The sequence below is a fragment of the Kribbella sp. CA-245084 genome (assembly GCF_050942355.1).
Lineage (GTDB): Bacteria > Actinomycetota > Actinomycetes > Propionibacteriales > Kribbellaceae > Kribbella.
On the sequence record NZ_CP192053.1, the window covers coordinates 6,962,064 to 6,985,366 of the forward strand.

The following is a 23,303-nucleotide window of genomic DNA, read 5'->3' on the forward strand; positions in this document are numbered from 1 at the left end:
TGTCAACCACCGGTCGCGACGAGACCCGCGTAGATGTCGAGCAGATTCTTCGCCACCGCGTCCTCATCCATCCATCGGGAGGACAACTCCCGGCCTCGTGTCCGCATAGCGTTCGCGGTCTCCGGCTCGGCCAGGACCGCCCGGACCCCGTCCGCCAGCCCGTCCGCATCCCCCGGAAACGCCAGTACGGCGCTGTCCCCGACCAGCTCGGGTACGCCGCCGACCGCGGTCGCCACGACCGGTACGCCGACCTGCATCGCCTCCTGGAGGACCAGCGCGCGAGCCTCCCAGTGCGAGGTGAGCAAGAACACATCGGCCGCACCGAGCAGGTCAGCCACGTTGTTGCGGTGACCCAGCAGCCGGACCGGTAGCTGCTCGGCGTCGATCCGCGCCTGCAGGTTGTCCCGCAACGGTCCGTCACCCACTACGACGAAGACGGCGTGCGGAGTGGACTCGTGGACCCGCGCGGCGACCGACAGCAGCGTCGGATAGTCCTTCTGCGGCGCCAGCCGACCGATGGTGAGCACCATGGGCCGGTTGCCGACACCTAGCTCGTCCCGGACCTCTGCGCGCGGCGTACGGATCCTGGGCATCGCAGGAGCGGCCACCGGAGCCAGCTGAGCGTTGCGAGCGCCAAGGCTCTTCGCCAGCTCCACCAGGTCGCTGGAGGCGCCCAGCGTCAGATCCGCGCCCCGGGCAACCAATCGCTGCCCCATCCGCATCATGAGGCCACGCGGCCCGGGCGCGATCACCGCGTTGTGCCAGGTGACGACCAGGGGACGCAGTCGCGAACGGTCCCGCAGCGCAGTCATCCCGGCGCGGTAGCCGTGTGCGTGGATCACGTCGCAGCCGCGCAGCCCGGCCGCCTGCGTGACGACCGTCGCCGGACCGAACTCGAAGTGCTCGGCCGTGCCGGGCGGCGCGCACAGGATCACCTCGTGACCGGCGCTCACGAACCGCGGCACCAGCGAGGCGACGTGCTGCCCGATGCCGCCCCGCGACTCCGCGAGCAGCAGCCCGATCCTCATGGCTTCTCCCGTCGAACCAGTGCGCGAGCGTCCGCGCGATCCAAGACAAGCACCACACCGGCGTACACCAGGACGACGGCCAGGCCGGAGAGGAGTGCGAACACGACTGCCTTCGCCGGTCCTGCGTCGCCGGCCGGCACCGAGACCAGCCAGCCTGCCGCTCCTGCCAGAGCGGCTCCGACCAACGCAGCAAGGGTCGCACGGGCGAATCCAGCCAGCACAGTGGGGCCCGCCTCCCGTCGCAGTACTCCGAGCAGCACAACCGCGCCGATCACCATGCCGACCGACATCGCTGCCGCCAGTGCGGGCACCGCAGCCCACCGCGCAGTCAGCGCCACACCGGCAAGGGCCACCAGTACCCAGGCCGCAGACGTCACAACAGCAACCTCGCGACCGCAGTGCCGCGCATATAGAACCCGGCCGACATGCATCAGTACTGCGAAGCCGATCGCCGCTGGAGCGAACAACAACAGCCCGTCGACGAGCAGGGTGGCTCTGGCCTCCTGTACGGCGCCGTCGTCGTACGCGAAGATCCTCGCGACCGGTACGGCGGTGCCGACCAGCAGCGCAGCACCCGCGCCGCCCGCCAGCATCACCGCGCGGGTGGAGGTCGCCGCGTAGTGCTCGAACCGCTCCCCCGCGTCGAACGCGGCCGCCAACCGCGGGAACACAGCGGTCGTGATCGGAACGGCGAGAACCGCGTAGGGCAACAGGTAGACGGCGTTGGCCCACGTGTAGACCGCGATGCTGCCCGGCACGCCGCGATGGTTGGCGAGGTACGTCGTCACGACGAAGGTCAGCTGCTGCGCGACGAGTACGGCGAGACCCGCGAGCGCGAGCCTGCGCAGGACCGGGCCGACGCCGGGATCCAGGCGCAACGTCGGCCTGATCGGAAGCCGGAGGAACAGCATCGGGATCAGCACCGTGAGGGCGAGCGCCGCGACGCCGGCCGTCGTACCCCAGGCCAGCAGGTCGGTCGCTGCACGCGCGGCCGCGTCGGCGTCCGGAGCGGTCGCCGCGAAGACGAGGTAGGTGGCGACGACCACCAGGCTCGAGATCAGCGGCGCCATGGCACCGGCCGCGAAACGCTTGTGGGACTGGAGAACCGCGGTCGCGATCACTGCCACGGCGTACCCGAAGACCTGCGGCACGAAGATCGCCAGCATCCGGGTCGCGGTCGCCGTCGTGCTGCTGCAGTCGGCGCCGGGGTCGAGCATCGCGTCGGTGTAGCGGCCCGCCAGAAGCCAAGCCAGCAAGGCAACCGGCGTCAGCAGGACGAACGACCAGGACAGCAACGCCCCGATGATCCGCCCCTGCGCGGCCCGATCTCCACGAGCCACCGGCCCCGCGAGGACAGGGATAACGGCCCCGGCCAGCGCTCCGCCGGCGACGACTTCGAAAAGGATGTTGGGTAGCTGATTCGCCGTTGTGTAAGCCTCGGCCAGGCACCCGGCACCGACGGTCTTCGAGAACACCAACCACCGAGCGAACCCGACCACCCGCGCCAGAACAGTGATCGCCGCGACAACCAGCGCGGCGCGGGCGACCCGACTCACCTGGGTCGTCGGCCCCACTGGTCGATCTTGTCGAGGACCGGGGTGTCGGCGATGACCTTGGTGAAGCTGACCTTCTCGCTCGCGAGGTTCAGCCCGACGACCGCCGCCAGGACGAGGGTCTTCAGCGGGCGCGGCAGCGACGCGGCCAGCGCCGTACCGGTGATCGCGCCGAGGCCGTTCGCGCCGCAGTCGCCGAGCATCGAGCGCTCGCCGAGGTCGGAGGGTGCGGACGCACCGGCGGCGCCGACAACGGCGCCGGCCGGACCGCTCACGACAGCGAGCGGAGCGTTGATCGCCGTGACCGCTTTGAGCGCACGGCCCGGACGCAGGTCGAGCAGGTTGGTGAGGTTCGCAGTACCGGCGATCAGCGCGCCGTCGGCAACGACTCCGGCGAAGGCCTTCACACCGCGGGACTTGCGCGGCAGCAGCGCAGCGGCCGCGAGACCGGCGGCGCCGACGCCGAGGATCTTCACCGCGCCGCTGGTCACCTCGCCGCGCTTCAACGCGCTGAGGTGGCCGCGGAAACCCTTGGCCTGCGTGGTCCCGCGGAGATCGTCGTAGGCACCGACCGCACCCGACACCGCTCCGGCGACCAGCGCGGCGGCCTTCACCTTGCCGTTGCCTCGCGACGCGGCGACGCCCGCAAGCGCGCCGAGAACCGCGACCGGGCCCTCGAGCAGCGTCACCGACTCACCGCGGTGGTTGGTGCGCTCGAACGGCGCCCGGTTCTCCTTCGGCAGCTTCTCCGCTGCACGCTCGAGCCCGGTAGTAGCGGCCGCCGCAACGACGGCGCTCAGAATTCCCACGTCAGTTGTCCTTCGTCTGTACGGCCGACGGCGCGATGCCGTCCTTCGCGTTGATCGCGCCGTACTGCCCCGCCTTCCCGGTGGCCTGCTCGGCCAGCGCGAAGACGACCGTCATCTGCCCGGCGGGGAGATCGGCCACGTCCACCGAGGAAACGATCTTGGTGGCCTCGGAGTCACTCCGCAAGGCCTTGATCAGTCCGCCGTCGGCCGCGCTGGCCGGCGTACCCGCGAGGACGACCCCGCCGCTGCCGATGTCGAGGCCCTTGATGAAGTCGACCGCGTCGTTGTACGTCGAGTTGTCCGGCGTCGGGGTCGGCGGCTTGGCGGCGATCACCACGATCAGGCTGGCCCGGTCCTTGGGCTGCGACGGCTTCAGCGACAGCAGCTTCGCGCCGGTCAGCCCGCTGAGCACCTTGGTCGAGTCCGCGTCGGCGGTCCTGCCCTCTTCCTTCGCCGCGATCCCGCGCGCCAGCAGCAGACCGGCCCGCTGGTACGTCGTGCTGTCCTTCGGGAAGTCCATGTCCGCGGTGACGAGCTGGTTGACCAGCGACTCGACCAGCTGGCGCTGACCGGTGTCGAACAGCTTCGCGTCCAGCGCGACCTTCGTGTTCACCACGCCGCCGGCCTTCTCCAGCTCGCCCTGCACACCGTCGCTCAGGTCGCTGTCGGCGTTCGGCATCGTGACGATCGCGATCTTCTTGTTCGCCAGCTTGCCGTGGGTCAGCCCGGCGGTGACCTTGGCGACGTAGTCGTCGCGGTACTTGTCCAGGGCCTTCATCTGGGTCAGCTCGTCCCGCGCGTCGGCGAGTTGCTGGCGGTCCTTGTCGGCCTGCGCCGCGACGACCTCGCTGGCGGTGCCCTTCAGCGGGCCGGCGCCGAGCACCACACCGGCGCCCAGGGCGAAGAAGATCGCCACGATCGAGACGATGTGGTAGCGAAAGTCGATCACGTGAACAGCTCCCGGATCCAGTAGACGAAGTCGCCCCAGCGCGCCCGCAGGATCGACCAGAGCACGTCGTCGGCGCCGATCGCGACCAGCGCCATGCCGAGTGCGAACAGACCGGCCGCGGCGAGCGCGACGACCTGAAGAGTAGAGACCCGGCTTCGGTACAGCCGGCCGACGCCCTTGGCGTCCACCAACTTGGCACCGACCCGCAACCGGGTGATGAAGGTGCTGGCCATCCCGGAGCGGCCCTTGTCCAGGAACTCCACCAGCGAGTTGTGGGTGCCGACCGCGACGATCAGCGAGGCGCCCTTGGAGTCGGCCAGCAGCATCGCGACGTCCTCGCTGGTGCCGGTGGCCGGGAACTCGATCGACTCCACCCCGAGTCGTTCGAGCCGCTCCGAACCGGGCGCGCGGCCGTCGCGATACGCATGCACAACCACTTCGGCGCCGCTCTTCAGCGTCTCGTCCTTGACCGAGTCCATGTCGCCGACGATCAGGTCCGGGACGTACCCGTTCTCGACCAGCGCATCCGCGCCGCCGTCGACGCCGATCAGGACCGGCCGGTACTCACGGATGTACGACTTCAGCGCGACCAGGTCGTCGCGGTAGTCGTACCCGCGGACCACGATCAGGACGTGCTTGCCCTCCATCGACGTGTGAATATGCGGTACGCCGACACCGTCCAGCAGCAGGTCCTTCTCGCGCCGCAGATACTCCAGCGTGTTCGCGGTGAAGGCCTCGAGCTGGGTCGACAGCCCGGCGCGGGCGTCGTCCATCAGCTCCGCGACCGACATGCTGTCCTGGGCCATGCCCTTCGCGACCGCTTCGCTACCGCGGTACAGCGTGCCGTCGTCGAGCCGGACCTGCTCGCCCTCGTGCAGGACCGAGAACACCTCGCGGCCGACGCCGTCGACGAGCGGGATACCGGCCTCGACCAGGATCTCCGGGCCGAGGTTCGGGTACCGGCCGCTGATCGAGTCGGCCACGTTCACCACGGCGGCGACCTTGCAGTCGACCAGCGCCTCGGCGCTCACCCGGTCCAGATCGACATGGTCGATGACCGCGATCTCGCCCGCTTTGAGACGTTTGGTGAGATTCTTGGTACGTCGATCCAGCCGGACCACTCCGGTGACGCCGGGCAGTTCAGTGGGTCGTGCTCTCCGCAGGCTGGGCAGTTTCATCGCCCTCTCATCCTGCCATGTCAAGAGCCCCCTTCCGGTTCATTGACCCGGGCAGGCCCTTGTTAACGCACTGAAATAACAGTGACTGTGCGTCAAATCATCCTTTGGAACGACTCTTCTTGCGTGGTTTGTGCCGTTCGGCGGCCAGTGCGAGCAGCTCCTCGGCGTGGGCCTGGGCGGCGTCGGAGTTCTCCAGACCGGCCATCATCCGGGAGAGTTCCTTCAACCTGGCGTCGTCGTCGAGCGCTACCAGACCGCTGGTGGTGACCGAGCCGTCGTCGCTCTTCAGCACCACCGCGTGACGGTCCGCGAACGCCGCGACCTGCGGCAGGTGCGTGACCACGATCACCTGTGCCTTCTCGGCCAATCGCGCCAACCGCTTGCCGACCTCGACCGCGGCACGCCCGCCGATGCCGGCGTCGATCTCGTCGAACACCAACGTGGGCACGGGATGCGTGTCGGACAGGATCACCTCGAGCGCGAGCATCACCCGCGACAACTCACCGCCGGACGCGGCCTTCTGCAGCGGGCGGGCCGGGCTGCCCGGGTTCGCCGCGAAGCAGAACTCGACCTCGTCGATGCCGAACGGTCCGGCCGCGGTCTCGTGCACCTCGACCGAGAGCTTCGCGTGCGGCATCGCCAACCCGGTCAGCTCTTCGGACACCGCGACGCCGAGTCGTTGCGACGCCTCGACCCGCGCTTCCCGGATCTGCGTGCCGAGGTCGGCGAGCTTCGCGTCCAGCTCAGCAAGCTCTGCGGTCAGTTGCTCGACCCGCTCATCGCTGCCGTCAAGATCGGCGAGTCTTGCCGCGGAGCGCGTCGTCCACTCCAGTACTTCGTCCACGGTGCCTTGCTCTGCGCCGTACTTGCGCACGAGCCCATGCAGCAAGGAACGTCGCTCGCTGACCACGGCCAACCTCGCCGGATCGGTGTCCACATCAGCGGCGTACGACGACAGCTCCTGCGCCAGATCGGCCGCGAGATACCCGAGCTCGCCGGCGCGGTCGGCCAGCTCGGCCAGCTTCGCGTCGTGGTCGCGCTCGCCGTCCAGCACCTGCTTCGCCAACGCCAGCAGGCCGAGTACGTCGTTCGGCCGGGAGGAATCGAGGTCCTCGGTCGCCAGCGCATCGCCGGCGTTCGTGGCCGCGGTACGCAGACCGTCGGCGTACGCGAGGCGCTCTTCCTCGGCGGCGAGCTCGGTGTCCTCGCCGGACAACGGCTCGGCCTTCGCGATCTCGTCCAGACCGAAGCGCAGCAGGTCGGCCTCGGCCAGGCGGTCACGCTCGCGCGTGGTCAACTCGGTGAGCTCGGCCTCGACCTCGCGGTGCCGCTTGTAGGCGCCGGAGTACTCCTGCAGGGGGACGAGAACCGCCTTACCTGCAAAGGTATCCAGCGTTTCGCGCTGCCGTGCGGGCTGCAGCAACCGCCACTGATCGGCCTGCCCGTGGATCGCGACCAGGTCGCTGGAAATCTCACCCAGCACGGACACCGGGACCGACGCGCCACCGAGGAACGCCCGCGAGCGCCCCTCGGACGAGAGCTCGCGCGCGATCAGCAACTCGTCTTCGTCCAGCTCACCACCGCGGTCCTCGGCCTGCTGCACGATCGCCCGCGGTACGGCGCTCGCGCGGCCCTCGACCCGCGCCCGGCGGGTCCCGTGCCGCACCAGACCGCTGTCGGCGCGACCGCCGAGCAGCATGTTCACGCCGGTCACGACCATCGTCTTGCCGGCACCGGTCTCACCTGTGACGGCAGTGAATCCGGGGTCGAGGTCCAGCGTCGCGTCCTCGATCACGCCCAGCCCGGTGATGCGGATCTCTGACAGCATGGCTCTAGTGTCCTGTTCCGTTTCCGTTGCGTTTGCGTTCGGCGGCTCCGCGCCAGCCGAGCACCGGGAGGTCGAACTTCGCCACCAGCCGGTCGGTGAACGGGGCCTCGTGCGCCCGCGCCAGCCGGACCGGCGTCGTGCCCCGCCGGACCGTGATCTCGGCGCCGGGCGGCACCTCGACCATCCGCCGGCCGTCGCACCACAGCACTCCGCGCCCGTTCCAGGAGGGGACCAGCTCGATCGACAGCCGCGACGTCGGCGCCACCACGATCGGCCGGGAGAACAACGCGTGCGCGCTCAGCGGGACCATCAGGATCGCCTCGACCTCGGGCCAGACGATCGGCCCGCCCGCGGAGAACGCGTACGCCGTACTGCCGGTCGGGGTCGCGACGACGACACCGTCGCAGCCCCAGCGGGACAGCGGGCGGTCGTCGACCTCGACCAGGACCTCGAGCATCTTCTCGCGGGCGGCCTTCTCGATACTGGCCTCGTTCAGCGCCCAGGTCTCGAAGATCAGGTCGTCGTCCAGCCGGACGTCGACGGCCAGCGTCATCCGCTCCTCGACCGCGTAGCTGCGGTTGACGACCACCTGGACGATCCGCTCGAGGTCGTCGACCTCGGCCTCGGCCAGGAACCCGACGTGGCCCAGGTTGACCCCGAGCACCGGCGTGCCGTGCGGGCGGGCCAGCTCGGCGCCGCGCAGGATCGAGCCGTCGCCGCCGAGGACCATGATCAGCTCGACGTCGTTGGCCGCCTTCTCCGGGTCGTCGACCACCTCGACCGGGTCCAGCTTGAGCGCCTCGGCCTCGACGTCGAGCAGCCGGACCTGCATCCCGGCGCCGGTCAGCAACCGATGCGCCTCGCGGGCGACCTCGACCGCCTGCTCCCGGCCGGTATGCGTCACCAGCAGCACGCGCCGCGGCTCGTGCTCAGCCACCCTGCCCCCTCATCACTGTGGACCGTTCTCGATCGCGCTCTGCAGCATCGTCTCATCGAGAACCGGCGCTTCCCGGCGTATCCACAGGAAGTATTCGACATTTCCTGACGGACCAGGCAGTGGGCTGGCCGCCACCCCTTCGATTCCCCACCCCAGGTCGTGAGCCTTCGCTGCCACCGAGCGTACGGCGTCCGCCCGCAGCGCCGGGTCGCGGACCACGCCGCCCTTGCCGAGCCGGTCCTTGCCGACCTCGAACTGCGGCTTCACCATCAGCACCAGCTCGCCGTCCGGCTTGACCACGCCAATCAGCGCCGGCAGCACCAGTGTGAGGCTGATGAAACTCAGATCGCTGACAACGAGATCCACCGGTTCACCACCGATGTCGTCCAGCGTCAGCGTCCGGACATTGGTCCGGTCCATCACCGTGACCCGCTCGTCGGTCTGGAAGGCCCACACCAGCTGGCCGTACCCGACATCGACGGCGATGACATGCGCGGCCTCGTTGCGCAGCAGTACGTCGGTGAACCCGCCCGTCGACGCACCGGCGTCGAGAGTGCGGCGGCCCTTGACCTGGACTGCCGGGAACGCCTCGAGCGCGCCGATCAGCTTGTGCGCACCGCGACTCGCGTAGCCGGGGTCCTCGTGCTCGGACGTGTCGACGACGATCGGTGCATCCAGACCAACCCCAGTCGCAGGCTTGCCGGCGACGGTGCCGGACACCTTCACCTTGCCGGCCGCGATCAGCTCGCTCGCATGCTCACGTGACCGCGCCAGGCCACGTCGTACCAGCTCGGCGTCGAGCCGCGAACGCTTGGCTGCCTTGGCCACTCAGCTCCGGTCGCCCTGCTCGGCGTCCGCCTCCACCAAGGCACTCTGCAGTCGGTCGTGCAGGTCGGCGTACACCTCGCCGTGCTCACTCACCGGCCGGTCGCGCAGCTCGTCGAGCCGGGACATGGTCTCCTCGACCAGCGGGTGACCGCCCTCGTTCTCAGCCGGGTCCTCCGCCGATTCGGCTTCGAAGGAGTGCTCGTACTCCTGCCCCGGCGGCCGCGCGAACTCCGGCCCGAACTCCACCGCGGCCGGATCCACGTGCTCGTGCTCGGCTGTTTCCGTGTGCTCGGCAACGTCCTGGGCGCCGGGCTCCGTGTCGTAATCCGGGTGGGCCGGCGTCTCTTCGGACGGGTCGAAATCGGGCTCGACGTCAGGGTCGACGTCCGGCGGGAACTGCTCGCCAGGATGCTCGGTCATGTCAGGCCTTCTTCGCGGACTTCTTGGCAGCCTTCTTCGCGGCGGCCTTCTTGGCCAGCGGCACAGCCTTCTTGGCCGGCACCTTCTTCGCGGCCTTCTTGGCAGCTGCCTTCTTCGCCAGCACCGGCGCCTCCCCGACCAGTGGGTCGTGAACCGGACCGGCGGCGTGCGCCTCGGCCAGCTCGGTCTCCAGCGCTTTCACCCGGCGGGTCAGCGCAGCAACCTCTTCAGAACGAACGAACCCGAGCCGCGCAACCGCGCCCTCGACCTCGTTCGCCACGATCGCCTGCAGCAGCTGACGATTGCTCTTGCTGGTGGCAACGATCTCGTCGGCCAGGTCGCTCACCTTGCTGGTCAGCGCATCCGCCCCGGTCTGCTGCAGCAACGCTTTCGCAGCTGCCTGGGCCTTCTGCTTGGTGACCTCGGTCAACCCGCTCGCCAGCTGTACGTAGCCACGTACTGCGTCCATCACCATGACTGTCTCCTCGCATCGTTCCCAGCAACGGTATCGCCTCGGACGTGGGATACCAGCCAGCAGCACCTACTTGTCGAGACCCACGCGGTGCAGGGCCGCATCGATCGCGATGGAATCCGGCGTGGGAGCGGGCTTCGGGCGGGGACGCCGGGTGCGGCCCGCAGCCTTCGCAGGCTTGGCCGGTTCGGTCGGCGCGTCGACGGCGGCCCACACCGCGGACAGGATCGCGCGCAGTCCGTCGTACGGCTTGCCCTCGCCCTTGACCGCGACCGCGTTGTTCACGATCTCGGCGGTCCAGCCTTCACAGGAATGCTTCCCGCCGTCGACGGTCACGCCGGGCTGCTTCTCGGCCAGCGCGCTGAGCCCGGCAGCGACGTACGTCGGGCGCTGGTTCTTCGGCGCCCGCGCCAGGTCGTACGGATCGTTGACGCCGGTCGCGACCCACAGGCTCGCGATCCCGACCGCGTTCGCGCCCTGGATGTCGGAGTCCAGCCGGTCCCCGATCATCAACGGGTGCTTGGCTTTCAGCCGTTCGATGCTCGTCTCCAGCAGCGGCGGCTCGGGCTTGCCGGCGACGACCGGATCCACGTCGACCGCGGCCCGGACCGCCTGCACGAGCGTCCCGTTCCCGGGCGCCTTGCCGGCCGCGGTGGGGATGGTCAGATCGAGGTTGGTCGCGAACCACTTCGCGCCTTCATGGATCGCGTGCGCGCCGTCCGCGAGCATCACCCAGTTCACGTCCGGGTGGAACCCTTGTACGACGGCGACCGGGCGCGCATCGCTGCTGCGGACCGGCGTCAGGCCGTACTCCTCGAGCGCGACGACCAACCCCTCGCCGCCGACCACGAGGACCGGCGAGCCCTTTGGGTACTCGCTCGCGATCAGCTTCGCGGCCGCTTGCGCGGACGTCACCACGTCGTCGGCGATCACGTCCAGTCCGAACGATGCGAGGTGCTCGGCAACAACCCGCGCCGGCCGGCTCGCGTTGTTGGTGATGTACCCGATCCGCATGCCTTCCTTGGCAGCTTTCCGCAGGTTCTCGGGGGCGTCCGGGACCGGGTCCGGGCCGACGTACACGACGCCGTCGAGGTCGAGCAGGGCCACGTCGTACTGGCTCGCGAGCGGTTCGTCACACGCCGACAGCGGTTCCGGCGCTTTACGTTCCGCGCTCATGCTTCACCCCGTACGATTCCGCGCATGCCGGATACGAGCGGGAGCGTGCTGAGGCTCGAGCCGCTGCGCGCGTGGCGGTTCGTGGCCGGCAAGGTGAGCGCGCTCGGCGCGGTCACGTCACCGCCGTACGACGTGCTCGAACCCGCCATCGTCCGGCGGCTGACTGACTCTGATCTGCACAACATGGTGAGGCTCATCCTTCCACGCGACCCGGACCTCGGCCCGGGCCGGTACGACGAACCCGCGCAGCGGCTCGGCCGGTGGCAGCGGGACGGCGTGGTCGTGCAGGACCAGCGCCCCGCGCTGTACGTCTACGAGCAGCGGCTGGGGAACGCCCTACTGTGCGGGCTGGTCGGCTCGCTGCGGCTGGATCCGGCACGCACAGTGGTGCTGCCGCACGAGGAAGTCATGCCGCACTGGGTCGACGACCGCCTCCGGCTTATGGAAGCGACCGACGCTGATCTGGAGCCGATCCTGCTCGCGTACGCCGGCGGCAGCGTGGCAAGCGATGCCGTGGACGCGGCGCGGGCCGGGGAGCCGTGGCTGGAGGCCGAGACCTACAACGGCGCCGAGCACCGCATCTGGCGCATCGACGACCCAGAGGTGCTCGAGGCGATCGCAACGGAGCTGGCGAAGCATGAGGCCGTGATCGCGGACGGGCACCACCGGTATGCGGCGTACCTGGAGAGGCAGCTGCGGGAGCCGTACCGGCCAGGTGCAGAGGTCGGTCTGGCGATGCTGGTGGACTACATCCGCCATCCGCTGACGCTGGACCCGATCCACCGCGTCGTACCGGGTCTGAATCTGGAGACTGTGCGGACACATACGCCGACCGGCTGGCAGATGCAGCCTGGTCGGGTGGAGGGCGATCCGGACCGCATCTCGATCACGGACGGCACCAGTTGGCTGACGCTCCACTCCGATGGCGAGACGCCTACGGTCGCGCTACTGCATGAGGTACTACTGCCGGCCTGGGGTGTCGTGGAGGAGGACATCAGCTTCCACCACACGCTGGCTGACGCACTGGCGTTGGCTGGTCCTCAGCAGGCAGCTGTGGAGCTCGCAGCGCCCCGGATGGACCAGGTACTGCGTTCTGCCGCGCAGGGCGTCGTACTGCCGCAGAAGGCCACGTCATTCGGGCCGAAGCCGCGAGTGGGGCTGCTGTTCCGGATGCTCTGAGGGGTCAGGGCCGGTGGTAGAGGCTCAGGAACTGCTCACGGAGGGGCTTGCGGGCCGCGCGGTGGCGTTCTGTGAGCCGTCCGAGGGTGAAGGAGAGCTCCGGGTCGTCCTGGGCAGCTGCATCGGCAGCCATACCGGTCAGAGCGTCAGCCGCGGCGCAGTGGTCCTGGTGCTGGCCCAGGAGCTCCTGGTAGGTGGCTGCTTGGGTCGCCGTGGCTTTTGCTTCTTCGCCGAGTACGGCGGCGGTGGTGTCGGCGGCGTACCGGACTCGCTTGGCCAGGAGGCGGACCTCGTGCCAGTCGTCGTCGTCGGTCCAGGGCTTGAGTTTGCCAGCTTCCTGGGCGAACTTCGCGGTGGCCGACTGGAGGAGCTCGGGTAGTACCTCGCCGCAGGGCCTGTCTGCCTTGGGCGTCAGGTCCGGGGCTGCGGCGACCGACTCGATCGTGGTGAGCAGGTCCTTGGTGGTCTCGCCCAACACGATCTCCGCGGAGCGCGCGGAGGCGCGGTCGAGTCCGAGGGTGAGCGTCGTGAGAATCGTGTCGACGTGTTCCTCGTTGTCCTCGCTGGTGGCGTTCTCGCGGACGAGGGCGGCGATCACTTCCAGATCGCGCGCCTCACCACACGCTTGTGCGAGCGCCGCCAGATCGGCTCGGAGCTCGGGCGCCCAGTCGCCGGCCAGGAGTTTGCGGAACAGCTTGAGGTCACTGCGCAGCCGCCGGCAGGAGACGCGCACCTGGTGGATCGCGTCGTTCTCCCCCGCCGACACCATCGCGACGGACTTCTCGAGCCGGCGCGCCCCCTTCGCGAGGGCGACGCCGACAAGCACGCCGACCGGGCTCTCAGCCACCACCAAGTCCCGGTCAGCCACAGCCCTACTCCTCAGCGCTCTTGGAAGTCTCTTCGGCCGAGTCCTTCACGCCCTCAGCCGCACCGTCGAACTCGTCGACCCCATCCTCATCCAGGTCGTCCCCGGCTTCATCCTCAGCCTCGTCAGCCGCATCCTCAGCTTCGTCGGCCTCGTCCTCAGCTTCGTCAGCCTCATCCGCGGCCTCATCGGCCTCGTCTTCCGACTCGTCGGCTTCGTCCTCGGACTCGTTGTCCGCGTCCTCCGCCTCGTCTACGGCGTCGTCATCGCTGTCGTCTTCTGTGTCGTCTTCGGTGTCATCTTCAGACTCGTCGAGGTCGGCTTCGTCCGCCAGGTCCTCGTCGTCCTGCTCGACCTCGTCCTCCTCTTCGAAGTACTCGTCGTCGAGGACGGTGTCATCTTCGTCGAGGTCGGTGAACTCAAGACCTTCCAGCCGCGCAGCACGCTCGGCGGCACCGGTCAGCCCGTCGCCGTCGGCACCAGCCGCCCGGTGGAACCAGACGAGCGCCTCGTCCGTACGACCGGCTTCCTCCAGCGCGTCGGCATACGCGTACCGCAGCCGCGGGAGCCATTCGGCCCGCGTCCGCTTGCTCAGCTCCGGCACGTCGAGCGTCTGGATCGCCGCCGCGGTCTGCCCCATGTCACGCCGTGCACCAGCCGCAACGATCAGCAGCTCGATCTGCGTCGGCTCCGACAGCTCGCTGACGTGCTTGTCCTTGGTCAGCGCCAGCGCCTTGTCCGGCCGGCCGAGCGCGCGTTCGCAGTCAGCCATCATCGCGATGACCTCGTGATTACCCGTCATCCGCCGTACGGCGCGGAACTCGGTCAGCGCCTCGTCGTAGTGCTCAGCCAGGTACGCCGTGATCGCCACAGCCTCACGCACTCCGCCGAGCCGCGATGCCAGCCGCCGGGCAACTCGCGCATGCTGGTACGCGAGCTCTGGGTCGTCGTCGAGGAACCGCCCCGACGCCACCAGATGCTGCGCCACCAGATCCGCCAAAGTCCGCGGCAGCGACCGCAGCTCGGCCTTCACACCACGATCGAGCTCGGCACCCGTGATCCCTTCCGGAATCTTCGGGTCGTCCCGACGAGGCCCAGCCTTCTCCTCGCGGTCTTCCCGCCGAGGCCCACCACGCCGCTCCTCGCGACCCGCAGATCCCCGCCGATCATCCCGCCCACGCCCCCGCGAGTCCCCAGCCGGCCCCCGCCCACGCGAGTCACCGCCACGGTCGTCTCGCCGGAACCCACTCCGAGCATCGCCACCTCGGTCGTCACGGCTGTACCCGCCCCGGTCGCCGCCAGACCGGTCATCCCGATTGGCACCACCACGTGTGTCACCGGAGCGCTCATCCCGCCGGTTTGCACCGCGGGCATCGCCCGCACGGTCATCCCGCCGGAATCCACCACGCGAGTCGCCACCACGGTCGTCGCGGCTGTATCCACCGCGGTCGTCGCCGGAGCGCTCGTCCCGCCGGTACCCGCCGCGATCGTCCCGCCGAGCGTCGCCGCCGCGGTCATCCCGCCGGAACGCTCCACGCTCTCCACGCGCCGGCCCACCACTGCGAGCCGCACCCGGGCCCCGCCCACGCGAATCACCGCCACGCGAGTCACCAGGCCGATCGTCCCGCCGGTATCCACCGCGTGAATCGCCCGACCGGTCATCCCGGTTGTACCCACCACGCTGATCGCCCGACCGCGCGTCCCGCGAACCACCACGGTCGCCACCAGCCCGGTCATCACGCCGGTACCCGCCACGCTCATCGCCGGACCGGTCGTCACGCCGGTAACCACCACGGTCCCCGCCGGAGCGGTCATCGCGCCGGTAGCCGCCACTGCTTGCCCCGCCGCGGTCGTCCCGCGAACCTCCGCGGCTGCCTCCACGATCATTCCGCGGGTACGAGCCGTCGCCACCACGGTCATCCCGTCGAGGCCCACCACGCTCATCGCGCTGGTATCCACCGCGGCCACCGGACCGATCATCACGTCGGTCGTCGCCACGGTCGTCTCGCCGGTAGCCGCCAGACTGGTCACCGCGCCCAGCGCCGCGACCACCGTCTCCGCTCATCTGACCACGGAACGGATCCCGCTGACTCTTGTCATCACCACGGGACCCGACATACCCACGCCTGTTCTCCGAACCGCCCTCATCCCGGTACGACGAGTTGCCGCCCGAACGCGGCCCACCGGACCGTCCGCCCGAACCACCCGAACGCCCGCCGGCAAACCCACCCGGACGACTAGGCGCACCACCAGAACGACCGCCGGCACCGCCGCGACCGCCCCCAGCACCCGCACGACCCGAACCCGAGCCACCCGCTCCAGAACCCGAGCGTCCACCGCCCGAGCTCGAGCGACCCGCTCCAGAGCCCGAACCGCCGCTGTAACCGGAACCCCCGGCACCAGATCGACCGCCACCGGAACCCGACCGACCAGCTCCGGAACCAGAACGGCCGCCGGACTCGGGACGTCCACCTCCGCTGCGGCCGGAACGGCCGGCGCCTCCGGAGGAACCGCGGCGGTCCCCTGAGCCGGAGCGAGGATTGCGAGGTGGCGTCGCCACGGGTGACTCCTAACGAAGCTGAAGAGCAGTAATCGGACAAACGTTACCGCGTCTGCAGCGGGGGTGAGGCCCTGGCCGCCAGTCAGACACCGACGGTGGCACAAGGCAGGACAACGGGCCAGAAGAACTGGCCATACATATGTTAAGGGCCACCCCGTGTGGGGTGGCCCTTAACAGTGTGAATGTCCGGCGGCGTCCTACTCTCCCACGACCTCCCGGTCGCAGTACCATCGGCGCTGGCGGGCTTAACTTCCAGGTTCGGAATGGAGACTGGGTGTTTCCCCGACGCTATGGCCACCGAAACAATATGAGAACACTATCAACCAACCAAGACCACAAACCCCCTCAGGGAGGGTTTGGTGCTGGGGTGACCGTATTCCGGGAACCGTACAGTGAACGCGAACATCGTTACAAGTAGCGCAGGCTCTTCAAAGTCTGACAACACGCTCCCTATGGGGGGTGTTGTGTGTGTGACAAGCCCTCGGCCTATTAGTACCAGTCAGCTCCACACCTTGCGGCGCTTCCACTTCTGGCCTATCAACCCAGTGGTCTACTGGGGGCCTTACCCGGTTAACCCGGTGGGAGACCTCATCTTGAAGCGTGCTTCCCGCTTAGATGCTTTCAGCGGTTATCACTCCCGAACGTAGCCAACCAGCCGTGCTCCTGGCGGAACAACTGGCACACCAGAGGTTCGTCCACCCCGGTCCTCTCGTACTAGGGGCAGCCCTTCTCAAGTCTCCTGCGCGCGCAGCGGATAGGGACCGAACTGTCTCACGACGTTCTAAACCCAGCTCGCGTGCCGCTTTAATGGGCGAACAGCCCAACCCTTGGGACCTACTCCAGCCCCAGGATGCGACGAGCCGACATCGAGGTGCCAAACCATCCCGTCGATATGGACTCTTGGGGAAGATCAGCCTGTTATCCCCGGGGTACCTTTTATCCGTTGAGCGACGGTGCTCCCACATGCCACCGCCGGATCACTAGTTCCGACTTTCGTCCCTGCTCGACATGTCTGTCTCACAGTCAAGCTCCCTTGTGCACTTACACTCGACACCTGATTGCCAACCAGGCTGAGGGAACCTTTGAGCGCCTCCGTTACCTTTTAGGAGGCGACCGCCCCAGTCAAACTACCCACCAGGCACTGTCCCTGATCCGGATAACGGACCAAAGTTAGACAGCCAGAACAATCAGAGTGGTATTTCAACGATGACTCCACCCGAACTGGCGTCCGAGCTTCACAGTCTCCCACCTATCCTACACAAATTGTACCGACCACCAATACCAAGTTGTAGTAAAGGTCCCGGGGTCTTTCCGTCCTGCTGCGCGTAACGAGCATCTTTACTCGTAATGCAATTTCGCCGAGTCCACGGTTGAGACAGCGCCCAAGTCGTTACGCCATTCGTGCAGGTCGGAACTTACCCGACAAGGAATTTCGCTACCTTAGGATGGTTATAGTTACCACCGCCGTTTACTGGCGCTTAAGTTCAAAGCTTCGCCGGCCTAAGCCAGCTAACCTGTCCCCTTAACGTTCCAGCACCGGGCAGGCGTCAGTCCGTATACATCGAATTACTTCTTCGCACGGACCTGTGTTTTTAGTAAACAGTCGCTTGGGCCTGGTCTCTGCGACCATCACCGCTTCCCTTAGCAAGTAAGGTAACGGATCCGGTCCCCCTTCTCCCGAAGTTACGGGGGCATTTTGCCGAGTTCCTTAACCATGGTTCACTCGATCGCCTTGGTATTCTCTACCTGATCACCTGTGTCGGTTTGGGGTACGGGCGGCTCTAACACTCACTGCGAAGTTTTTCTCGGCAGCATGGGATCATCCACTTCCCCTGAACGGGTCCGCCTCGGCTCTCAGGCTATGTGAGACACGGATTTGCCTATGCCTCGCCCTACCACCTTGCCCGCGGATCAGCTTGCGCCTACCATCGCCGCGGTTGGACTACCCTCCTGCGTCACTCCTCAATGCACCTACTACCACCTCGGGTCAAAATCTCCACTCCTCCGTCCGAAGACATCAGAGCTTCAATCCCTTAGCATCAGCGGGTTCGGTCGGGTCGTGTTAATGCCGGTACGGGAATATCAACCCGTTGTCCATCGACTACGCCTGTCGGCCTCGCCTTAGGTCCCGACTTACCCAGGGCAGATTAGCTTGACCCTGGAACCCTTGATCATCCGGCGGACGGGTTTCTCACCCGTCATTCGCTACTCATGCCTGCATTCTCACTCGTGCAGCATCCACAACTCCATCACTAGGCTGCTTCACACGCTGCACGACGCTCCCCTACCCACCCACACACCTGGACCAACAAAGTTGGCCGGGTACTTGTGTGAGTGCCACAGCTTCGGCGGATTGCTTGAGCCCCGCTACATTGTCGGCGCGGAATCACTTGACCAGTGAGCTATTACGCACTCTTTCAAGGGTGGCTGCTTCTAAGCCAACCTCCTGGTTGTCTGGGCAACTCCACATCCTTTTCCACTTAGCAATCGCTTAGGGGCCTTAGCTGGTGATCTGGGCTGTTTCCCTCTCGACTACGGAGCTTATCCCCCGCAGTCTCACTGCCGCGCTCTCACTTACCGGCATTCGGAGTTTGGCTGATTTCGGTAAGCCGGTAAGCCCCCTAGACCATCCAGTGCTCTACCTCCGGTAAGAAACACGCGACGCTGCACCTATATGCATTTCGGGGAGAACCAGCTATCACGGAGTTTGATTGGCCTTTCACCCCTATCCACAGGTCATCCCCCAGGTTTTCAACCCTGGTGGGTTCGGTCCTCCACGCGGTCTTACCCACGCTTCAACCTGCCCATGGATAGATCACTCCGCTTCGGGTCTAGAGCATGCGACTAAAGCGCCCTATTCAGACTCGCTTTCGCTACGGCTACCCCACACGGGTTAACCTCGCCACACACCACTAACTCGCAGGCTCATTCTTCAAAAGGCACGCCGTCACACCCACAAAGTGAATGCTCCGACGGATTGTAGGCAACCGGTTTCAGGTACTATTTCACTCCCCTCCCGGGGTACTTTTCATCTTTCCCTCACGGTACTAGTCCGCTATCGGTCACCAAGAAGTATTTAGGCTTAGCGGGTGGTCCCGCCAGATTCACACGGGATTTCAAGAGTCCCGTGCTACTTGGGAAAACACTCAAGAGTCACTGTCTTACGCCTACAGGGCTATAACCCACTACGGCTCAACATTCCAGAAGATTCGACTTCAACAGTGATTGATAACTCTTCGACACCACGGCATTAGTGTCAGAATGCTCCCACGACCCCACATGCGCAACGCACGCCGGCTATCACACGCACATGGTTTAGCCTCATCCGCTTTCGCTCGCCACTACTCACGGAATCACTTTTGTTTTCTCTTCCTGCGGGTACTGAGATGTTTCACTTCCCCGCGTTCCCTCCAGAACCCTATGTGTTCAGGCACTGGTAACTGGCTTTAGAATGCCAGCTGGGTTTCCCCATTCGGACACCCCCGGATCACAGCTCGGTTGCCAACTCCCCGGGGCTTATCGCAGGCTCCAACGTCCTTCATCGGCTCTTGGTACCAAGACATCCACCGATTGCCCTTAGTAGCTTGTCACAAAACAAACATACAAAAAGCAAAATTACGCTACAAAGAGATGCTCGCGTCCACTATACAGTTCTCAAAATACGGGCAGGAAAACCAGCCCCAAACCACCACTTACAGCACAGAACCCCACCCCCAGGGAAACAACACACCCAGAAGAAGAACCCCACCGCAGTATGGTGAGAGCCGGCCCCAGCCACCCATCACACCCTCACGAGTGTGACTGTGACCCAGAAGAAACAGTCCCCGATCCCCAGGACAAATCCTGTGAACCCAGGGCCCGATTCCTCAGGACCCAACAGCGCGCCTCGGCGATCCACTCGGCCACTCCACGTTCCACGCCCACAAGTGAGCAGTACTAGTTTCAGCGACTCCGCTTCAACACCTAATGGTCAATGTTCCACATTCCGAAGCACCATCGCCCAAGAACATTCGCCTTGGAAACGATGAATAGGCACCAAGACTCTGACGAGCCGGCGCCGAATGCTCCTTAGAAAGGAGGTGATCCAGCCGCACCTTCCGGTACGGCTACCTTGTTACGACTTCGTCCTAATCGCCAGCCCCACCTTCGACGGCTCCCTCCACAAGGGTTAGGCCACCGGCTTCGGGTGTTGCCGACTTTCATGACGTGACGGGCGGTGTGTACAAGGCCCGGGAACGTATTCACCGCAGCGTTGCTGATCTGCGATTACTAGCGACTCCGACTTCATGGGGTCGAGTTGCAGACCCCAATCCGAACTGAGACCGGCTTTTTGGGATTCGCTCCACCTTACAGTTTCGCAGCCCTTTGTACCGGCCATTGTAGCATGCGTGAAGCCCTGGACATAAGGGGCATGATGACTTGACGTCATCCCCACCTTCCTCCGAGTTGACCCCGGCAGTCTCCTATGAGTCCCCACCATCCCGAAGGACGTGCTGGCAACATAGGACGAGGGTTGCGCTCGTTGCGGGACTTAACCCAACATCTCACGACACGAGCTGACGACAGCCATGCACCACCTGTATAGGACCCTTACGGACCCCGCATCTCTGCGAGATTTCCCTATATGTCAAACCCAGGTAAGGTTCTTCGCGTTGCATCGAATTAATCCGCATGCTCCGCCGCTTGTGCGGGCCCCCGTCAATTCCTTTGAGTTTTAGCCTTGCGGCCGTACTCCCCAGGCGGGGCGCTTAATGCGTTAGCTGCGGCACGGAGGACGTGGAATGTCCCCCACACCTAGCGCCCAACGTTTACGGCGTGGACTACCAGGGTATCTAATCCTGTTCGCTACCCACGCTTTCGCTCCTCAGCGTCAGGTAAGGCCCAGAGAGCCGCCTTCGCCACCGGTGTTCTTCCTGATATCTGCGCATTCCACCGCTACACCAGGAGTTCCGCTCTCCCCTGCCTACCTCTAGTCTGCCCGTATCGGAAGCAGGCTCGGGGTTAAGCCCCGAGTTTTCACTCCCGACGTGACGAACCGCCTACGAGCCCTTTACGCCCAATAATTCCGGACAACGCTCGGACCCTACGTATTACCGCGGCTGCTGGCACGTAGTTGGCCGGTCCTTCTTCTGCAGGTACCGTCACTCTCGCTTCGTCCCTGCTGAAAGAGGTTTACAACCCGAAGGCCGTCATCCCTCACGCGGCGTTGCTGCGTCAGACTTTCGTCCATTGCGCAATATTCCCCACTGCTGCCTCCCGTAGGAGTCTGGGCCGTGTCTCAGTCCCAGTGTGGCCGGTCGCCCTCTCAGGCCGGCTACCCGTCGACGCCTTGGTAGGCCATTACCCCACCAACAAGCTGATAGGCCGCGAGCCCATCCCCAACCGCCAGAACTTTCAACCACAAACCATGAGGTTCGCAGTATTATCCGGTATTAGACCCCGTTTCCGAGGCTTATCCCAAAGTTGAGGGTAGGTTGCTCACGTGTTACTCACCCGTTCGCCGCTCGTGTACCCCCGAAGGGGCCTTACCGCTCGACTTGCATGTGTTAAGCACGCCGCCAGCGTTCGTCCTGAGCCAGGATCAAACTCTCCGTTGAAAAATATGACAAACCGGAAAACCGGTGAGTCGACAATCGGAAAAGCGATCCTTTGAATCAGAAACAAAACCATTACTGGCTTGTCATCCGTATTAATTTCAAAGGAATCCGAACACAGACAACAAACAACCACCCACCAAAACCCTCCAAGAAGGCCCTGGCAGCAGATCATTCGAAGCCCATGCACGGGGTTAATGCATCTTTCGGCATTGACTTTCGGCACGCTGTTGAGTTCTCAAGAATCGGACGCACACCGCAGCATGACCTTTCGGCCAGGCTCCCGGGGCAACCTGCGTTACTTTACCGGACCAGATCCACCGAGTCAAGACCCAGTTTTTCTGACCTTCCACCCGCATCCAAGCTACCGCCCCGGATCAGACAACCCGGTTCGGCTCAGCTAGCCTTGGGGGGTTCGGAGCGTTCGGCCGCTTTCGCGTCCCGCGCTTCGCTCCAACAAGAAGAACATTACGTGGCTCCCAGGTGGCCGGTCAAATCGGTTCCCGGTGGGCTGAATCACAGGCCTGTAATTTGCCTTCGGCAACCCGGATGTGGGAGTGGAGCCCACCCCCGCACTCGAGCTCTCAGCCGTGGGCGGGTGATGCCAGAACCCCTGCAAATGAACGCTTCCCGCGCCGCAGCACCAGCACGCCGCCCGGCAGCAGGTCGTCCGTGCCAGGCACGTACTCCGCGTCCTTCACCTTCTCGTTGTTCAGGTACCCGCCGCCCTCGGCCACCGTCCGCCGTGCAGCCGACTTGCTGGCGACCAGTCCGGACTTCACCAGGAGGTCGCCGTAGGTTGGCATCGGTTCGCCGGCGCCCAGCTCCACATGGGGTGCTTCTCGTAGTGCTGCGACCAGCGTGGAGCCGTCGAGCGACCCCAACTCCCCCTGGCCGAACAACGCCTTCGAAGCCTCCTGCACGCGCCGGGTCTCCTCAGCGCCGTGCACCAGCGTGGTCACGTCCTCCGCGAGAACGCGCTGGGCTTCGCGAGCCTGTGGCCGTTCTGCGGTCGCCTGCTCTAGCGCGGCGGTCTCCTCCGGCGTACGGAAGGTGTAGTACTGCACCAGCTGCATGACGTCTCGGTCGTCGCTGTTGAACCAGAACTGGTAGAAGGCGTACGGCGAGGTCAGCTCGCTGTCGAGCCACACTGTGCCCGACTCGGTCTTGCCGAACTTGGTCCCGTCGGCCTTGGTCACCAGGGGGGTGGCCAACGCATGCGCCTTCCCGCCATCGCTGCGGCGGATGAGCTCCACGCCGGCAGTCAGGTTCCCCCACTGGTCACTGCCGCCGGTCTGCAGTGTGCAGTTGTGCCGGCGGTAGAGCTCCAGGTAGTCCAGCGACTGCAGCAGCACGTAGCTGAACTCCGTGTAGCTGATCCCCTGCTCCAGCCGCGCCTTCACCACCTCGCGGCCGAGCATCCGGTTCACCGGGAAGTGCTTCCCGATGTCGCGCAGGAAGTCGAGGGTGTTGAGGTCCTTGGTCCAGTCGTAGTTGTTGACGATCCGGGCCGGGTTCGGCAGCGACTCGTCGAAGTCGACGAACTTCTCCACCTGGGCACGGACCTTCTCGACCCACTCCTGGACGAGATCCTTCGGGTTCAGCACCCGCTCCGACGTCTCCTTCGGATCACCGATCAACCCGGTGGCGCCACCGACGAGCCCGATCGGGTTGTGGCCGGCCAGCTGGAGTCGCCGCAGCGTCAGCAGCTGCAGCAGGTTCCCCATGTGCAGACTGGGCGCGGTGGGGTCGAAGCCGACATAAGAGGTGATCGGTCCCGCTGCCATCGAGGCCCGAAGGGCGTCCGGGTCAGTGGAGTGGGCAATCAAGCCACGGCTCTCCAGGTCATCCAGTACCTGGGTGCGGCGTTCGGTCACTTGGTCTCTCCTCGAGTACGTCGGTCACCTCTAGTGTCCCGTACGCGTCC

The 23,303-nt window shown here is 66.0% G+C and carries 16 protein-coding genes and 3 rRNA genes; 1 reads left to right on the plus strand and 18 read right to left on the minus strand.

Features of this window, described 5'->3' with window-relative positions:
• Positions 1-2 precede the first annotated feature (2 nt).
• The 11 genes from ACQPYH_RS32985 to ACQPYH_RS33035 all read right to left on the minus strand — a co-directional run bounded on the left by ACQPYH_RS32985 (position 3) and on the right by ACQPYH_RS33035 (position 11,178).
• Complete coding sequence (locus ACQPYH_RS32985) at positions 3-1,028, minus strand: glycosyltransferase family 4 protein (RefSeq protein WP_432879416.1); 1,026 nt, start codon at positions 1,026-1,028, stop codon at positions 3-5.
• Entirely contained in the window at positions 1,025-2,602 is a 1,578-nt protein-coding gene (murJ, locus tag ACQPYH_RS32990) for a murein biosynthesis integral membrane protein MurJ (protein WP_432879418.1), read from the minus strand. Before murJ ends, ACQPYH_RS32985 begins: the two co-directional genes overlap by 4 nt.
• On the minus strand, positions 2,581-3,390 hold the full coding sequence (locus tag ACQPYH_RS32995; RefSeq protein ID WP_432879421.1) for a hypothetical protein: 810 nt from the start codon (positions 3,388-3,390) through the stop codon (positions 2,581-2,583). The genes murJ and ACQPYH_RS32995 overlap by 22 nt, the downstream gene beginning before the upstream one ends.
• A 1-nt stretch (position 3,391) precedes the next feature.
• Positions 3,392-4,339 (minus strand): copper transporter, encoded by a 948-nt coding sequence (locus ACQPYH_RS33000; RefSeq protein WP_432879424.1) that lies wholly within the window; start codon positions 4,337-4,339, stop codon positions 3,392-3,394.
• Positions 4,336-5,517, minus strand: coding sequence for a putative cytokinetic ring protein SteA (gene steA / locus ACQPYH_RS33005; RefSeq protein ID WP_432879426.1), 1,182 nt, complete (start codon positions 5,515-5,517; stop codon positions 4,336-4,338). Before steA ends, ACQPYH_RS33000 begins: the two co-directional genes overlap by 4 nt.
• A gap of 97 nt (positions 5,518-5,614) precedes the next feature.
• A complete protein-coding gene (recN, locus tag ACQPYH_RS33010; protein WP_432879428.1) occupies positions 5,615-7,345 on the minus strand; it encodes a DNA repair protein RecN in 1,731 nt (576 codons plus the stop codon).
• Between the two features lie 4 nt (positions 7,346-7,349).
• Positions 7,350-8,282 (minus strand): NAD kinase, encoded by a 933-nt coding sequence (locus ACQPYH_RS33015; protein WP_432879430.1) that lies wholly within the window; start codon positions 8,280-8,282, stop codon positions 7,350-7,352.
• 12 nt (positions 8,283-8,294) lie between these two features.
• Positions 8,295-9,110: a TlyA family RNA methyltransferase gene (locus tag ACQPYH_RS33020; RefSeq protein ID WP_432879433.1), complete on the minus strand. Its 816-nt coding sequence runs from the start codon at positions 9,108-9,110 to the stop codon at positions 8,295-8,297.
• A complete protein-coding gene (locus ACQPYH_RS33025; RefSeq protein ID WP_432879436.1) occupies positions 9,111-9,530 on the minus strand; it encodes a hypothetical protein in 420 nt (139 codons plus the stop codon).
• Between the two features lies 1 nt (position 9,531).
• Positions 9,532-9,999, minus strand: a complete 468-nt coding sequence (locus ACQPYH_RS33030; RefSeq protein ID WP_432879438.1) for a phasin family protein — start codon at positions 9,997-9,999, stop codon at positions 9,532-9,534.
• Between the two features lie 72 nt (positions 10,000-10,071).
• On the minus strand, positions 10,072-11,178 hold the full coding sequence (locus ACQPYH_RS33035) for an HAD-IIA family hydrolase (RefSeq protein WP_432879439.1): 1,107 nt from the start codon (positions 11,176-11,178) through the stop codon (positions 10,072-10,074).
• 24 nt (positions 11,179-11,202) lie between these two features.
• Here ACQPYH_RS33035 and ACQPYH_RS33040 point away from each other — a divergent pair, with 24 nt between their 5' ends.
• Positions 11,203-12,357 (plus strand): DUF1015 family protein, encoded by a 1,155-nt coding sequence (locus tag ACQPYH_RS33040; RefSeq protein ID WP_432879441.1) that lies wholly within the window; start codon positions 11,203-11,205, stop codon positions 12,355-12,357.
• 4 nt (positions 12,358-12,361) lie between these two features.
• Here ACQPYH_RS33040 and ACQPYH_RS33045 read toward each other — a convergent pair whose 3' ends face one another.
• The 7 genes from ACQPYH_RS33045 to tyrS form a co-directional block, all read right to left on the minus strand.
• Positions 12,362-13,225: a CHAD domain-containing protein gene (locus tag ACQPYH_RS33045; protein WP_432879443.1), complete on the minus strand. Its 864-nt coding sequence runs from the start codon at positions 13,223-13,225 to the stop codon at positions 12,362-12,364.
• A 4-nt stretch (positions 13,226-13,229) separates the two neighbouring features.
• Positions 13,230-14,255, minus strand: coding sequence for a hypothetical protein (locus ACQPYH_RS33050; RefSeq protein ID WP_432879446.1), 1,026 nt, complete (start codon positions 14,253-14,255; stop codon positions 13,230-13,232).
• Positions 14,252-15,274 carry a hypothetical protein gene (locus ACQPYH_RS33055; protein ID WP_432879449.1) on the minus strand — a complete coding sequence of 341 codons (1,023 nt, stop codon included), beginning with the start codon at positions 15,272-15,274 and terminating at the stop codon, positions 14,252-14,254. The genes ACQPYH_RS33050 and ACQPYH_RS33055 overlap by 4 nt, the downstream gene beginning before the upstream one ends.
• A gap of 692 nt (positions 15,275-15,966) precedes the next feature.
• Positions 15,967-16,084 (minus strand): 5S ribosomal RNA (gene rrf / locus ACQPYH_RS33060).
• Between the two features lie 167 nt (positions 16,085-16,251).
• Positions 16,252-19,372, minus strand: a 23S ribosomal RNA gene (locus tag ACQPYH_RS33065).
• 482 nt (positions 19,373-19,854) lie between these two features.
• A 16S ribosomal RNA gene (locus tag ACQPYH_RS33070) occupies positions 19,855-21,379 on the minus strand.
• Together the 16S, 23S and 5S rRNA genes form the textbook arrangement of a ribosomal RNA operon.
• A gap of 581 nt (positions 21,380-21,960) precedes the next feature.
• Positions 21,961-23,253: a tyrosine--tRNA ligase gene (tyrS, locus tag ACQPYH_RS33075; RefSeq protein ID WP_432879451.1), complete on the minus strand. Its 1,293-nt coding sequence runs from the start codon at positions 23,251-23,253 to the stop codon at positions 21,961-21,963.
• Between the last annotated feature and the right edge of the window lie 50 nt (positions 23,254-23,303).